We start from the raw sequence: 15,480 nt of genomic DNA on the forward strand, positions 1-15,480 counted from the left end.
GCGCCGCGAAGGTAGGTCCTCCGACTCGGCCTTCTCGCCACTCAGAGGACGTGCTCACGCCAGTGCCGGGCTGGTGCGCCGAAGAGGAAGCCGTTCTCGTCGAGCGCGTTGTAGATCGTCAGGTGCCCTGCTGGGGAAGTCATCGGCGTGGCGTACCGCTACCCACCGCACCGACACCCGACCACCGGCCCCGACCCCGTCGGGGCGTTCGACCGTCTCCCGCAGCGACCCCTCGGAGCCGCCTGCGATCGACCGCGCCGCGCTGACCAGCGCAGCCCGAACGGTGAACACCTCCCGCCGCACCCGTGCCAGCTCGGCCCGCGTGGCTCCGACGGCGCTACCCCCGGCATCCTCCCGGGCCGCCGCGACCGCTACCTCCCCCGCGCACCCGGCCGGAGTCAAACCCACCCGGCGGACCGCCGCAGACACTTCCGGCATCTCCTCGTCCGCCAGCCGGACGCTCAGGCAGTTCAACCGCCCGGCCGGCATCCGCGCCCGTTCCCGGCCACCGGCACCACGACCCTGGAGCCCGTCGGAGAACCGACGCTCATACCACGGCACCCTGCTCTCCAACGCCGTTCTCCGGCGCCAACTCGGCGCGTACGGGTGACTCGCAACCCGTTCCGGACGGCTCGCAAGATCACCCGCAGACCTTCCCGGACACTCGCAGGGTTCGCGCGGACGCGACATCGTAGAACGCCCAGATTCAGTGGGCGCAGCGGCCAAAGTCGATTAGAATGTATGTACTAAAACGGCTTCTGAACTGGGAGGATTGCCGTGATTGCGCCCGCCACTCCCGCCCCTGCCGCCCCGACCGCCGCTCCCCTGCCGTACGCGACCCTGCTCGGTTTCACCCGCTACGTCGACCGGACCGGACCGGCCAAGGCGACCTTCGTCGGCGGCCTGCGCAAGCAGCGCGCCAGCCGCTCCGGCTTCAATCCCCACGGGCAGCTCGTGAAGGCGCTCAAGGCCGACATCGCCTTCCACACCGACGGGCGTCACCTGAGCGAGGTCGCCAACGTCGTCAAGCCCCGCTGGCGTCCGCTCTACGAGTCGCTCGTCCCCGGCGCGCTGACCTACCTCCGCTCGCTCGGCGACCCCTCGACCGTAGAACTCGTACCGACCCGGGACGCGCTCGCCCTGCTCGGCGGCCTTCCCCTGAAGATCAATCCGCAGTTCGGGCTGCGCCACGACGACGGGCACGCCGAGGCCGTACGCCTGCACTTCGACGAGCAGCCGCCCAGCGACGAGGCGGTACTGGCCACGCTGCACCTGATGGCGCGGCACATGGACCAGGTGCTCCCGCACGCCGAGCCGGTACTGGTCGACGTGCGACGCGGCCACTCCTACCGGCGCGACCCGAACGTACGCGCCGAGCAGGTCGAGCGGTGGCTGGCCGGCGAGGCCGCCGCCTTCACCGCCATCTGGTCCACCGCCGCCTGACGACAACATCGCCCGCGGCCTCCGCGCCGCCGCCGGACGCGACGCAGCCTCGGTCGTCGCCTCCGGTGGTGGCGCGGGCCGCCCCGTGGACGCGCGACCCCACCCGCCCCGCCACCGTTACTGGCCGCCACCGGTCAGGTGTCGTGCTCGCCCGGCGCGCAGGGCGGCGCGCAGCTCGGCCAGAAAACCCTCGAAGTCCTCGTTCAGCCGCTGTGCGGTGACGTGCAGGACGACCCACCCGTGTCCGAGCATCCGGTTGAGACGTCGCCGGTCTCGATGGAACTGGATCGTGGCGTTGTGCCAGAGCCCCGTCGTACTCCACGGCGACCTTCGCCTCGGGCCAGGCCAGGTCGAGCCGGGCGACGAAACGCCCACCATCCGCGACGGCGTACTGCGTCTGGGGCCGAGGCAGCCCGGCGAGCATCAGCCGCACCCGTACCCGCCTCTCCGGCGGCGATTCGGCGCCCGCGTCGGCGAGGTCGGCCGCGCGCAGGAGGCGGCGCCATCCTCGGTCACCGGCGCGGGCCAGCGCGTAGTCCCGCAGTCGCGGTACGGTCACCACCCGGGCCGCGAGGAGCCGGTCCAGAAGCACCACCGCCTCCACGAGATCGAGCGAGCGCGGCAGATCCCAGCAGGTCCGTTCCGGCGTGGTCAAGGAAACCCGTCCCGATCACGAACATCCCCGGCGACCAGCCGGGCCCGGTGCACCCGCAGCCCGTTCACCGGCCCGAACCGGACGTCCGAGGGCACCACCACGTCGAGCGGGTCGCCTTCACCCAGCTCCACCGCTCCGTAGCGGCCAGCGGCGGCGCGACCGGCGATGGCGGCGCCGGGCGGCATCAGCCACCGAGCGGCGGCCAGGCATCGGGCGCGATGCGAGACGGTCAGGTCGGCATCGGCGTAACCATCGCGGAACAGCGGTCGCCAGGCTGAGCTGCGCAGCTCGTTCCGGGTGAGCAGACCGGCGGCGACGGCATGGGAACCACGGAAGATCTGTCCACGCAGTTGCCGTGGACGCCGTGCGGTGACAGGCATGCGCCCCAGCGTGACCGAATACGGGGCGTCGCGCGGACCCCTGTGGATAACTCCGTTCGCAACGCAAAAGGTCGCGCTACTGCCCGGAAACAGGCCCCTCCTGAGCTGGCGAGGGCACTGCATCAGGGAAGTAGCGCGACCTTGCGGGCGCTGCGCGTCGTCGCGCCCGGGCACCCCGCCCCCGGTGGGTCAGGCGGTGACGAGGTACTTCTGGAGGTCGTCGAGGATCTTGTTGGCGGCGGTGACGCCGATTCCAGTCATCCAGATCTCGTCGGCCACCGGGTAGGTCTTCCCGGCCTTGACCGCGCCGAGGTTCTGCCAGAGACCACCGGCGGTCACCTTGGCCTGCTCGTCGGCCGCCTTCTGGCCGAACGCGGAGACGAAGATGACGTCGCCGTCGACCTCGGCGATCCGTTCGGGGCTGACCTTGTCGAAGCGCCTGTCCTGCTTGTCGGCGAGCTGCTGCCGGGTCGGGCGGCCGAGCCCGACGTCGCCGAGCACGATGCCCGAGAAGGACTGCGGCCCGTACACCCGGATCTCGCCGGGTCGGAAGCGGACGATGGAGATCTTCTTCGTGCCCGGGTCGCCGATCTTGGTGCCGACCTCCTTGGCCCGCTTCTCGTACGCGGCGAGCAGGTCGCGCGCCTGCTGCTCCTTGCCGAGGGCGGTGCCGTCGAGCAGGAAGTTCTCCTTCCAGGTGATGCCGACCTTCTCGGTGAAGACGGTCGGGGCGATCTTCGACAGCTCGTCGTAGAACTTCTCCTGCCGGAACTTGCTGCCGAGGATCAGGTCCGGCTTGAGCGCCGTGATCGCCTCCAGGTCGGGCTCGCTGAGCGTCCCCACGCTCTTGATGCCGGCGGCCTGCTCGCCGAGGTATTTCGGCAGGCCCTCGGTCTCGCTGGCCTGGGCGGCGCCGACCGGTACCACGCCCAGCGTGATCGCGGTGTCGATCTTGTCGGTGTCGAGCACCACCACCCGCTTGGGCTCGGCCGGCACCTCGGTGGTGCCCATGGCGTGGGTGATCGTACGGGTCTCCGCCGTACCGGTGCCGGCAACGGGATCGCTCTTGGCGCATCCGGTCAGCCCGGCACCAACGGCGACGACCGCGGCGGCTATGGCGGCGATACGGCGCATGGTGATCCTTTCAGGAGGAGGTGAGTGGAACGAGGGTGCGGCTCAGGCGGGCCGGGAGACCGTCAGCGCCGGCACGACCAGGGGTGCGCCGCTGACCGGGCACGGCACCACCACGCAGTCGAGCCCGAAGACCGTACGGACCAGTTCGGCGGTGAGGATCTCGCGGGGCGGGCCGGCCGCGACCACCCGCCCGTCGCGCATGGCGACCAGGTGGTCGGCGTAGCGGGCGGCCTGGTTGAGATCGTGCAGCACCGCCACGACGGTGCGGCCCCGCTCGGTACGCAGCCGGTGCAGCAGATCCAGGATCTCCACCTGGTGGGCCAGGTCCAGGAAGGTGGTGGGCTCGTCGAGCAGCAGCGCCGGGGTGTCCTGGGCGAGGGTCATCGCGATCCAGACCCGCTGCCGCTGGCCGCCCGAGAGGGTGTCCACCGGCCGCTCGGCCAGCTCCGCCACGTCGGCCAGCGCCATCGCCTCGCGTACCGCCGCGCCGTCGGCCGCCGACCACTGCCGCCACCAGCGCTGGTACGGCTGCCGGCCCCGGCCGACCAGGTCGGCGACGGTGATCCCCTCCGGTACCAGCGGGCTCTGCGGCAGTACGGCCAGCCGGCGGGCGACCTCGCGGGTGGGCAGGTCCCGGATGGCGCTGCCGTCGAGCAGCACGCTGCCCCCGGTCGGGGTGAGCAGCCGGGCCATGGTGCGCAGCAGCGTCGACTTGCCGCAGGCGTTCGGGCCGACGATGACCGTGAACGCGTCGGCGGGCAGGTCGAGGTCGAGCCCGTCGATGACCGTACGGCCGTCGTAGCCGGTGACGAGTTCCCGGGTGGAGAGCATCAGGAGTCCTTCCGCCGACCCCGTACGAGCAGGAAGATGAGGTAGGGCCCGCCGATGGCGGCGGTGAGCACGCCCGCGGGCAGTTGGGTGGGGGCGAAGAGCCGCCGGCCGGCGAGGTCGGCGAGGACCACCAGCACCGCGCCGGTGAGCGCGGCGCAGAGCAGCGGCGGCCGCTCGGCCCGGACCAGGCGCCGGGCCACCTGCGGCGCCACCAGGGCCACGAAGTCCACCGCGCCGACCTGCGCGGTGACCATGGCGGCGGCCAGCACGCCGGTGGCGGCGAAGCCCACCCGGCGCGCCACCGGCCGCAGGCCGACCCCGCGGGCCGTGTCGTCGTCGAGCGCGCTGCTGTTGAGCGCCCAGCCGGCCCAGAGCAGCATCGGCAGCAGCACCACCAGGGTCCCGGCCACGTAGGCGGTCTCGCTCCAGCCCCGGCCGGCGAACGTTCCGACCAGCCAGATCTGCGCCCGCTGCCCGTCGATCGCGTCGGCCTGCAGCATCACCACCTCGGTCAGCGCGCGCAGCGCCATCGCCACCGCGACGCCGGCCAGCACGAAGCGCTGCGCGGCCAGCCCGTGCCGCGAGCCGACGGCCAGCACCAGCGCGGCGGCGATCAGGCCGCCGGCGAGCGCGGCCGGCGCGACGAGCGCGGCGGCCGCACCCGAGGTCAGGGCGACGGTGGCGGCCAGACCGGCGCCCTGGGTGACGCCGATGATGTCGGGGCTCGCCAGCGGGTTGCGGGCGACGCTCTGCACCAGCGTGCCGGCGATGCCGAAGGCCGCGCCGGCCACCGCCGCGAGGACGGCGCGGGGCAGTCGCAGCTCCAGCACCACCAGGTCGTACGGGGTGCCGGCGCCGGAGAGCGAGCGCAGCACGTCGACCGCGGAGACGTACGGGGTGCCGAGCGAGAGGCTGGCCAGCAGGGCGGCGGCGAGCACCACCGTCAGTACCAGCGCCACCAGCAGCGGCCGGCGCCGGACCAGCAGGCTGGCGCCGCCGAGGCGCAGCAGCGTACGCCCGGCGGGCCGGCCGGGGTGCGCCGCCGTGACCGGCGGTCGCGGGGCCGTGGTGGGGCCGCCCGGGCGCGGCCGGGTCCTCGGGGCGCTCACGCGGTCACCACCCGGGCCCGGCGGACCAGTACGACCAGCAGCGGCGCCCCGATGAGGGCGGTGACGATGCCGGCCTGCACCTCGCCCGGCGGCGCGATCAACCGGCCGACGATGTCGGCGACGAGCAGCAGCGCCGGTCCGAGCAGCGCGGACACCGCGAGCGTCCACCGGTGGTCGGCGCCGACCAGGGCCCGGGCCAGGTGCGGCACGGCGAGCCCGACGAAGGCGATGGGGCCGGCCGCCGCGACGCCGGCGCCGGTGAGCAGCACGGCCGCGGCGCCGCCGGCGAGGCGGACCAGCCCGACCCGGTGCCCGAGGCCGCGCGCCACGTCGTCGCCGAGGGCGAGCGCGTCCAGGCCCCGGGCGGCGATCGCGGCCAGCAGCAGGCCGGCGACGACGAACGGGAGGACCTGGGCGGCGACGCCGGTGTCCCGACCGGCCAGCCCGCCGACCACCCAGAAGCGGTACTCCTCGAAGGTGCGCGCGTCGGCGGTGAGCAGGCCGGCGACGACCGCGCCGATGCTCGCGTCGAGGGCCGCGCCGACCAGCGCGAGGGTGACCGGGCTGGCGCCGTCGCGGGTGCGGTTGGCGATGCCGAAGACCAGCAGGCCGGCCAGGAGCGCGCCGGCGATGCCGAACCAGACGTAGCCGGCGAGCGTGCCGACGCCGAGGACGGCGATGGCGAGCACCACGCCGAGCGACGCGCCCGCGCTGACGCCGAGGATGCGCGGGTCGGCGAGCGGGTTGCGGGTGAGCGCCTGCATCAGCACCCCGGCCACCGCCAGCGCCGCGCCGACGGCCAGGCCCAGCACGGTACGGGGTAGCCGCAGCTGGCGCACGATGATGCTGGCCTCCCCGCCGTCCGGCGCGACGAGGGCGTGCCAGACCTGCCCCGGCGCCAGCGGCTTGCTGCCGAGCGCGAAGCTGGCCAGCACCGCGAGCCCGAGCAGGAGGGCCGCCGCGGCGACGATCGTCAGCCGGCGGCGCGTGCCCCGCCGCCGGGTCCGGGGCACCGGCCCGGCCGGACGGGCGGCGGCGGTGACGGTCACGGCCTCACACCTCTCGGATTAGGGTCGCCTAACCTTAGGGCCTACCCCGAGCGATGCAAACGCCGGCATGACCCATCTCACCCCGCCCCGCCGACCGCGTACCCGCTGGTCGGGCCGCCCGCCCGGCTGACCCCGGGGTCAGGAGGGCGTCTCGCCGCGCGCCGCGTACGCCAGGAAGCGCTCCGTCAGCTCCGTGACCGCCGCCGCGTCGAGCCGCAGGGCCGGCGCGGCGACCGTTATCTCGGTCACCGACAGCCCCGGTACGTCGCTGGCCTCCCAGTTGCTCGCGAACCAGCGCCGTTCCCGCTCGGCCAGCGCCAGGTTCGCCGCCCGCAACCGCTCGGGCGGGTACGGCAGCCAGAGCCGGAACTGGTGCGTGTGCGGCGGCGCCGGGAAGGTCCGCGCCCCCGGTACCGCCGCGAGCGCCGCCGCCACCGTGCGGGCGTGGTCCAGGTACCGGCCCAGCCGGGGCAGCTCCTCGTCCAGCCCGGCGAGCGCGCTCAACGCCGCCGGCCAGTACTGGAACACCTGGCCCCCGTACCGGTGCCGCCAGGCGCGCGCCTGCGCGACGACGTCCGCCGGCCCGGCGAGCGCGGCCCCGGAGATCCCGCCGAGCGACTTGTAGAACGAGACGTAGACGGTGTCGGCCAGCCCGGCGACCTCGGCGAGCGGCCGGCCCAGCCGGTACGCCGACTCCCAGAGCCGGGCGCCGTCGAGGTGCACCCGCGCCCCGGCGGCCCGGGCCGCCGCCACCACCCCGGTCAGCTCGTCCCAGGTCGGCAGCACGAAGCCGGCGTCCCGCAGCGGCAGCTCCAGCACCAGCACCAGCGTGCCGATCGGCTCGTCGAGGCCGGCCACCTCCCCGGCGACCGGGTTGCGCGGGGCGTCGGTGGTGTGGACCCGGCGCAGCCCGGAGAGCACCATGTCGGCGTCCCGCTCGTGCCGTACCAGGTGGCTGAGCGGGTGCAGGCCGACGGCCGGGTTCCCGGTCCACTCGGCGCCGATGCGCAGCGCCACCTGCTGGGCCATCGTCCCGGTGACGAAGAAGGCGGCGGCCTCGGTACCGAGCAGGCCCGCGACCCGTTCCTCCAGTTCGCCCACCGGGCCGCCGTCGCCGTAGTAGTCGGGCATGGCCTCGGGTGGCGGCGGCGGCAGGGCGGCGAGCCGCTCCGCCATCGAGAGGGGGCGGACGCCGGAGAGGATCTGGTCGCAGGCGCGCAGCAGGGCGACGCGGCGTTCGCGTTCGTGATCGGCCATGCGGGTGATCATGCTCCTTCGCGGGTTACGGTGCCGAATCCGTTTCGGGTCGCGGGCCGGTCCGGGTGCGTGGTGGGCGCGGGGGTGGGGTGCGTCGTGGGCGGCGTGGTGGGGTGGGGCCGCCATGCCCGGCTCAGCCCGTCACGCTTGATGTCTTCGCCGGGCACGGCGGGCCCCACCCTGACGGGGGCGCCGTTCGCGCCCGGGGGCCCGCGTTCGCGCTCGACCGGAACCGGGGGCCGGTCGGCCGCCCGGCGGGCGGGCCGGGTAACTCGCGGGCGGTCGCCGCCGGGGGTGCCTATCCTTGGCGACGACATGCAGACATCACCACCCGCCCGCGCCCTGCCCGACGCGCTGCGCGAACTGAACCGGCGTCTCCCCGAGCTGATGTTGCGGGACCAGCGGCGCATCCAGCGCCGGATGGACGGCGTACGCAAGATCCGTGACCCGCAGCGGCGGCAGTCCGCGATCGAGGAGATCAGCGCCGACGTGACCGCCGCCGAGGAGCGGCTGGCGCTGCGGCGGGCCGGCGTACCGGTGATCAGCTACCCCGAGGGGCTGCCGGTCAGCGAGAAGCGCGACGAGATCGCGGCGGCGATCCGGGACCACCAGGTGGTGATCGTCGCGGGCGAGACGGGCTCGGGCAAGACCACCCAGCTGCCGAAGATCTGCCTGGAGCTGGGTCGGGGCGTGCGGGGACTGATCGGGCACACGCAGCCGCGCCGGCTCGCCGCCCGTACCGTGGCCGACCGCATCGCCCAGGAGCTCGGTACCGAGCTGGGTGGCGTGGTCGGGTACAAGGTCCGCTTCACCGACCAGGTCGGCGACGGCACCCTCGTGAAGCTGATGACCGACGGCATCCTCCTGGCCGAGCTGCAGCAGGACCGGATGCTGAACCAGTACGACACGCTGATCATCGACGAGGCGCACGAGCGCAGCCTCAACATCGACTTCATCCTCGGGTACCTGAGGCAGCTGCTCCCCCGCCGCCCCGACCTCAAGGTGATCATCACCTCGGCGACCATCGACCCGCACCGGTTCGCCCGCCACTTCGCCCCGCCGGGACGGCCGGTCGAGGAGCCGGGGCAGGCCGGCCAGCCCGAGGAGCCACCGGCGGCGCCCGTGGTCGAGGTGTCGGGGCGGACGTACCCGGTCGAGGTGCGGTACCGCCCGCTGGTGCTCGCCGCCGACGAGGACGCGGGCGAGCCGGACGAGGACGGCGGCGACAACGTCCGGGACCAGATCCAGGCGATCGGCGACGCGGTCGAGGAGTTGGCGGCCGAGGGGCCGGGAGACATCCTGGTCTTCCTCAGCGGCGAGCGGGAGATCCGGGACACGGCCGACGCGCTGGAGCGGCTGGTCCGCAACCGTCCCCGACTGCGGGACACCGAGATCCTGCCGCTCTACGCCCGGCTCTCGGCCGCCGAGCAGCACCGGGTCTTCCAGTCGCACACCGGCCGCCGGGTGGTGCTGGCCACCAACGTCGCCGAGACCTCGCTGACCGTTCCCGGCATCAAGTACGTGATCGACCCCGGTACGGCGCGGATCTCCCGGTACAGCCACCGGCTGAAGGTGCAGCGGCTGCCGATCGAGCCGATCTCGCAGGCCTCGGCGAACCAGCGCAAGGGCCGCTGCGGGCGTACCTCGGACGGCATCTGCATCCGCCTCTACGCCGAGGAGGACTTCCTCGGCCGGCCCGAGTTCACCGACCCGGAGATCCTCCGTACGAACCTCGCCTCGGTCATCCTGCAGATGACGGCGGTCGGGCTCGGCGACATCACCGCGTTTCCGTTCATCGACCCGCCGGACCGGCGCAACATCACCGACGGGGTGAACCTGCTGCACGAGCTGGGCGCGCTGGAGTCGGCGCAGGGCCACGACGGCCTGCGGCTGACGCCGATGGGGCGCAAGCTGGCCCAGCTGCCGGTCGACCCGCGCCTGGCCCGGATGGTGCTGGAGGGTGAGCGCAACGGCTGCGCGCCGGAGGTCATGGTGATCGCGGCGGCGCTCTCCATCCAGGACCCGCGCGAGCGCCCGGCCGACAAGCAGGCCCAGGCCGACCAGGCGCACGCCCGGTTCGCGGACAAGGAGTCCGACTTCGCGGCGCTGCTGAACCTGTGGCGGTACCTGCGCGAGCAGCAGCGGGAACGCTCCTCCAGCGGGTTCCGCCGGATGTGCCGGGCCGAGTACCTCAACTACCTGCGGGTACGCGAGTGGCAGGACATCAACAGCCAGCTCCGGCAGGTGCTGCGCAGCATCGGCGACAGCTCGGCCGGTACCCGGTCGGGGCGCGGCGGCGCGGGCGGCCGGGACGGTGGCGGGCCCCGGCGGGACGGCGCGGGCGCGCGACCGGCCCCGGCGGCGGTCGCCGCCGACGGCGGGACCGGCACGGGCGCGGCGGCCGGCGACGGCGGCGGGACGGGCGTGGTGGTGGCGGCCGGGGACGGCCCGGACGCGGTCGACCTGGCGCGGATCCACCAGTCGCTGCTGGCCGGGCTGCTGTCGCACGTCGGGCTGCGGGACCCGCTCAAGGCGAACGCCGCGCCGGGCGGCGGCCGGGCGGGCGGACCGCCGGGCGCCGCCCGCAACGAGTACCTGGGCGCGCGCGGCGCCCGGTTCGCCCTCTTCCCCGGCTCGGCGCTGTTCCGCAAGCCGCCGCAGTGGGTGATGGCCGCCGAGTTGGTGGAGACCTCCCGGCTCTGGGGCCGGATGGCCGCCCGGATCGAACCCGAGTGGGTCGAGGCGCTGGCCGGGCACCTGGTCAAGCGCAGCTACAGCGAGCCGCACTGGGAGAAGAAGCAGGCCGCGGTGATGGCCTACGAGAAGGTCACCCTCTACGGCATCCCGCTGGTCACCGGCCGGAAGGTCAACTTCGGCCGGATCGACCCGGTGCTCTCCCGGGAGCTGTTCATCCGGCACGCGCTGGTGGAGCGGGACTGGCAGACCCACCACACGTTCTTCGCCGCGAACCAGGCGCTGCTCGACGAGATCGAGGAGCTGGAGCACCGGGCCCGGCGCCGGGACATCCTGGTCGACGACGAGACCATCTACCACTTCTACGACCAGCGGATACCGGCCGAGGTAAGCTCCGGCCGACACTTCGACGCCTGGTGGAAACGGACCCGGCGGGAGCAGCCCGAGCTGCTCACGTTCACCCGGGAGCTGCTGGTCAACCAGGGCCGGGGCGGGGTCGACGAGGCCGACTACCCGGACACCTGGCACTCGGACGGGCTGGCGCTGCCGCTGACGTACCGGTTCGAGCCGGGCGACGCGGCCGACGGCGTGACCGTCGACATCCCGCTGCCGATGCTGAACCGGGTCGACCCCGAGGGCTTCGACTGGCAGGTACCGGGGCTGCGCGAGGAGGTCGTCGTCGCGCTGATCCGCTCCCTGCCGAAGGCGGTACGCCGCAACTTCGTACCGGTGCCGGACTTCGCCCGGGCGGCGCTGGCCGCGATCGAGCCCGGCCGGGAGCCGCTGCTCGACGCGCTCACCCGGGAGCTGCGCCGGATGACCGGCGTCACCGTGCCGCGGGACGCCTGGGACCTGGAGCGGCTCCCGCCACACCTGCGCCCCAACTTCCGGGTGCTCGACGAGCAGGACCGCCCGGTGGCCGAGGGCCGGGACCTGCCGGCGCTGCAACGGCAGCTCAAGACCGAGGTACGGCAGGTGGTGGCGGCCGCCGCACCGGACGTGGAGCGCACCGGGCTGCGCGAGTGGAGCATCGGTACGCTGCCGACCAGCGTGCAGCAGAACCGGGCCGGTTACGTGGTGACCGCGTACCCGGCGCTGGTGGACGAGGGCGAGAGCGTCGGGGTGCGGGTCTTCGAGACCCCGGCCGAACAGCAGCGGGCGATGTGGCGCGGCACCCGGAGGTTGTTGCAGCTCTCGGTGCCGTCGCCGGCGCGGTTCCTGCAGGGCCGGCTCTCCAACGAGGCGAAGCTCGCGCTGAGCCGCAACCCGCATCGCAGCGTGGTGGACCTGCTCGACGACGCGGCCGGCGCCGCGATCGACAAGCTGATGGCCGACGCGGGCGGCCCGGCCTGGGACGAGGCGGGCTTCGCGGCGCTGCGCGACCGGGTCCGCGCGGACCTGGTGGACACCGTGGCCGAGGTGGTCGACCGGGTCCGGCGGGTGCTCGGCGCCGCGTACGCCGTCGAGCAGCGCCTCGGCCGGACCAGCAGCCTGGCGCTGGTGTCGGCGCTCACCGACATCCGGGGGCAGCTCTCGGCCCTGGTGTACCGGGGCTTCGTCACCGAGACCGGCTGGGCCCGCCTGGCGGACCTGCCCCGGTACCTGACCGCGATCGAGCGGCGGCTCGACCGGCTGCCGCAGAACCCGCAGCGCGACCGCGAGCAGCAGGCCCGCATCGAGCAGGTGCAGCGGGAGTACCAGGAGATGCTCGCCGCGCTGCCGCCGGCCCGCCGCGACGAGGACGCGGTACGGCAGATCCGCTGGATGATCGAGGAGCTGCGGGTGAACGTCTTCGCCCAGGCGCTCGGCACCCCGTACCCGGTCTCCGAGCAGCGGATCTACCGGGCGATGGACGTCGCCGAGGGACGCTGAGGCGATCCGACGCGGTGCGGCGGGGCGCTCGCCCGTCCGGCGCGCGTTGACGGTTGTCGACGCGGATCGATAGCGTCGGACGATGAGCGCCTCGACCGAGCCGGCCACCGGCGCGGCGGCCGGGTTCCCGCTGCCGCTGCCGGGCGGGGTCGGGATCTCCCGGCTCTGTGTGTACGACACCCTCGCCCCGGACGGTACGGTCGGCGGCAGCCCGCACCTGCACCTCTGCTGTACCGAGGCGTACGTGGTCGTGGGCGGTGCCGGGCTGGTACAGACGCTGACCCTGTCCGGGTACCGCGAGACCCCGCTGCGCCCCGGCGCGGTGGTCTGGTTCGCCCCGGGGACCATCCACCGGCTGGTGAACCACGGCGGGCTGGAGATCGTGGTGCTGATGCAGAACAGCGGCCTGCCCGAGGCGGGCGACGCGGTGCTGACCCTCCCGCCCGAGCTGCTCGCCGACCCGGCGGTGTACGCGGCGGCGGTGGCGCTGCCCGGGGGCGGGGCGCCCGGCGGCGACCTCTCGGCCGCGTACGCCCGGCGGGACCTGGCGGTACGCGGCTTCGAGCGGCTGCGCGGCGCCACCCTCGACGGCGATCCGGCCCCGCTGCGCGACTTCCACGCGGCGGCGGTACGCCTCGTCGGGCCGAGGGTGGCGGGCTGGCGCGCGCGGTGGCGGGAGGGCGCGCTGCGGGCGGCCGAGGAGACCGGTCGGCAGCTCGACGCGCTCGCCCGCGGCGAGGCGCCGCACCTGGCCGCCGCCGACGTCCACGAGCTGCCCGGCCCGGTGGAGCGCGGCCGGCACGGCATGTGCGGGCTGCTGGACACCTATCCCCTGCGCCGACCGGTCTGACCGACCCGGACCGGCGGCACCGCCGCCCCGCCGGCGCCACGTCGGGGGGTGGGCGGTGGAGTTCGGCGCATCTGCCTACATCGTTACAGGAAAGGCCTTGCCTATCCGGCCCGATCCCTTCTACTGTCCCGAAAAGCCAGGAGGGTGCGCGTGTCCGACCAAGCCGTCGACCAGACCGTCAACCATCCCGACAAGGCCGGCGAGGATCCCACCCGGACCGGCGAGGGGGCCGCGGCGCCGGACGGCGGCCGTACCGACCGGACGAGCGGCCGTACCGCCACGGCGGGCGGCCGGACGAGCGGCGCCCGGACGGCGAGCCGGCTGGCGGGACTGGCCGAGGCGTCCTGGCGCCCGGCGCTGCTGCTGGCGGCGATCTTCGCGGCCTGGTGGTTCGCCGCCGAGCGGGAGTACATGCCGAACTACCTGGTGCCGACCCCCGCCCAGGTCTGGGCCACCACCGTGGAGCAGTGGTCGTTCCTGCTGCGACACAGCTACGTGACGCTCTACGAGACGGTCATCGGCTTCGTCCTGGCCGTGCTGCTCGGCCTGGCCACCGCCGTGCTGATCGCCTACTCGCGCACGATGGAGAAGGCGATCTACCCGGTCGTGCTCTTCGCCCAGGTGATCCCGAAGATCGCGATCGCGCCGCTGCTGGTGGTCTGGTTCGGCGTGGGGCTGGCGCCGAAGATCGTGCTGGCGGTGCTGATCGCCTTCTTCCCCGTGGTGATCTCCGGCGTGGCCGGGCTCCGCTCGACCGATCCCGAACTGCTCGACCTCGCCGCCACCATGGGCTCCGGGCCGTGGCGCACCTTCCGGAAGATCCGGTTCCCGAACGCGCTGCCGCACCTGCTCTCCGGGTGCAAGGTCGCGGTCACCCTCGCCGTGGTGGGCGCGGTGGTCGGCGAGTTCGTCGGCGCCGACCAGGGCCTCGGCTACGTACTGCTGCTGGCCAACGGCAACCTCGACGCGGCGCTGCTCTTCGCCGACCTCTTCCTCATGTCGCTGATCGGCATCCTGCTCTTCGTCCTCGTGGAGGCGGCCGAGGCGCTGCTCATCGGCTGGCACGCCAGCCGCCGGGCCAGCACGCCGCTGACCACCTCCTGACCTCGGCGCGGCCCGTCCACCGCGCCGACCACCGGAAGAGCCGTCCACCGCGCCGAGCCACACCCACCACCACCGACCCAGGGAGGCCGCACCATCATGAGACGTCTCGCGTTCGCCGCCGCCGCGCTGCTGCTGCTCGGTACGGCCGCGTGCAGCCCCTCGGCGCCCCGCGAAACCGGTACGGACGGCCGCAAGAAGGTCAGCCTGACCCTGAACTGGGTGCCGTACGGCGAGCACGCCCCCTTCTACTACGGCCTCAAGCGCGGCTTCTACGAGCAGGAGGGGATCGAGCTGGAGATCAAGCCCGGCGGCGGTTCGGGCAAGACGATCCAGGCGGTCGCCCAGCGCCAGACCGACTTCGGCTGGGCCGACACGCCGCCGCTGCTCAAGGCGATCGCCACCGGGATGAAGGTGAAGAGCGTCGGGGTCTTCCTCCAGAAGGGCCCCAGCTCGATCGAGTTCCTCGCCGACAAGGGAATCACCAAGCCGGCCGACCTGAAGGGCAAGACGGTCGGCGGCACCCCGGGCGACGCGCTCTACGCCACCTTCCCGGCCTGGCTGAAGGCGAACGGGCTGGCGGAGAGCGATGTGAAGGTGGTCAACCTGGACGCGGCCGGCAAGATTCCCGCGCTGGCCGAGGGGCGGGTCGACGCCATTCAGGGCTTCTTCCACGACCAGGCCCCGACGATCGAGGCCCGTACCGGCAAGAAGGTCGACTACCTGCTCTACGCCGACTGGGGCATGAACATGCTCGGTACCGGACTGGTCGTCAACGAGTCGACGCTGAGCGAGGACCCGGAGCTGGTACGCGGCTTCGTCCGGGCGACGCAGAAGGCGTGGACGGAGGCGGCGGCGGACATTCCGGGCGCCACCGCCGCGATGGCGGAGCTGGCCGAAAACGAGCCGGCCGCGGAGGTGCTGACCAAGCAGCTCACGCTGCTCGTACCCCTGCTGGACCTCGGGGCGGGCGGCGCCGCGCCGGGGGTCAACAGCGAGGCGAAGTGGAGCGAGACGATCGACCTGATGAGCCGGTACGCCGACCTCAAGGACCCCGGCCAGCCGGCGCGGTACTGGGACGGCGCGTACGCCGGCAAGGGGTGAC

At 73.9% G+C, this 15,480-nt stretch carries 12 protein-coding genes; 5 read left to right on the forward strand and 7 right to left on the reverse strand.

All coding sequences use genetic code 11. The annotated features are described in order from the left end of the window. Positions 1-780 precede the first annotated feature (780 nt). Positions 781-1,443, forward strand: coding sequence for a hypothetical protein (locus tag AB0J86_RS15990; protein ID WP_363857738.1), 663 nt, complete (start codon positions 781-783; stop codon positions 1,441-1,443). A 117-nt stretch (positions 1,444-1,560) separates the two neighbouring features. On the opposite strand, the gene AB0J86_RS15995 is transcribed toward AB0J86_RS15990, so the two are convergent. The 7 genes from AB0J86_RS15995 to AB0J86_RS16025 all read right to left on the reverse strand — a co-directional run bounded on the left by AB0J86_RS15995 (position 1,561) and on the right by AB0J86_RS16025 (position 7,858). Further along, positions 1,561-1,695, reverse strand: a complete 135-nt coding sequence (locus tag AB0J86_RS15995; protein WP_363857620.1) for a hypothetical protein — start codon at positions 1,693-1,695, stop codon at positions 1,561-1,563. A gap of 399 nt (positions 1,696-2,094) precedes the next feature. Further along, positions 2,095-2,478, reverse strand: coding sequence for a hypothetical protein (locus AB0J86_RS16000; protein ID WP_363857622.1), 384 nt, complete (start codon positions 2,476-2,478; stop codon positions 2,095-2,097). A gap of 189 nt (positions 2,479-2,667) precedes the next feature. Beyond that, positions 2,668-3,612: an iron-siderophore ABC transporter substrate-binding protein gene (locus AB0J86_RS16005; protein WP_363857624.1), complete on the reverse strand. Its 945-nt coding sequence runs from the start codon at positions 3,610-3,612 to the stop codon at positions 2,668-2,670. A gap of 42 nt (positions 3,613-3,654) precedes the next feature. Further along, positions 3,655-4,443 (reverse strand): ABC transporter ATP-binding protein, encoded by a 789-nt coding sequence (locus tag AB0J86_RS16010; RefSeq protein ID WP_363857626.1) that lies wholly within the window; start codon positions 4,441-4,443, stop codon positions 3,655-3,657. Next, positions 4,443-5,552, reverse strand: a complete 1,110-nt coding sequence (locus AB0J86_RS16015) for an iron ABC transporter permease (RefSeq protein WP_363857628.1) — start codon at positions 5,550-5,552, stop codon at positions 4,443-4,445. The genes AB0J86_RS16010 and AB0J86_RS16015 overlap by 1 nt, the downstream gene beginning before the upstream one ends. Beyond that, a complete protein-coding gene (locus AB0J86_RS16020) occupies positions 5,549-6,565 on the reverse strand; it encodes an iron ABC transporter permease (protein ID WP_363857740.1) in 1,017 nt (338 codons plus the stop codon). Before AB0J86_RS16020 ends, AB0J86_RS16015 begins: the two co-directional genes overlap by 4 nt. 174 nt (positions 6,566-6,739) lie before the next feature. After that, entirely contained in the window at positions 6,740-7,858 is a 1,119-nt protein-coding gene (locus tag AB0J86_RS16025) for a beta-eliminating lyase-related protein (RefSeq protein WP_363857630.1), read from the reverse strand. Between the two features lie 315 nt (positions 7,859-8,173). Here AB0J86_RS16025 and hrpA point away from each other — a divergent pair, with 315 nt between their 5' ends. The 4 genes from hrpA to AB0J86_RS16045 all read left to right on the forward strand — a co-directional run bounded on the left by hrpA (position 8,174) and on the right by AB0J86_RS16045 (position 15,479). Further along, a complete protein-coding gene (gene hrpA / locus AB0J86_RS16030) occupies positions 8,174-12,424 on the forward strand; it encodes an ATP-dependent RNA helicase HrpA (protein ID WP_363857632.1) in 4,251 nt (1,416 codons plus the stop codon). A gap of 82 nt (positions 12,425-12,506) precedes the next feature. After that, entirely contained in the window at positions 12,507-13,274 is a 768-nt protein-coding gene (locus tag AB0J86_RS16035) for a cupin domain-containing protein (protein ID WP_363857634.1), read from the forward strand. 150 nt (positions 13,275-13,424) lie between these two features. Next, complete coding sequence (locus AB0J86_RS16040) at positions 13,425-14,378, forward strand: ABC transporter permease (RefSeq protein ID WP_363857636.1); 954 nt, start codon at positions 13,425-13,427, stop codon at positions 14,376-14,378. A 96-nt stretch (positions 14,379-14,474) separates the two neighbouring features. Further along, positions 14,475-15,479, forward strand: a complete 1,005-nt coding sequence (locus AB0J86_RS16045) for an ABC transporter substrate-binding protein (protein WP_363857638.1) — start codon at positions 14,475-14,477, stop codon at positions 15,477-15,479. Position 15,480 lies beyond the last annotated feature (1 nt).

Origin of the sequence: Micromonospora sp. NPDC049559, assembly GCF_040676675.1 — a bacterium.
Lineage (GTDB): Bacteria > Actinomycetota > Actinomycetes > Mycobacteriales > Micromonosporaceae > JBFAPK01.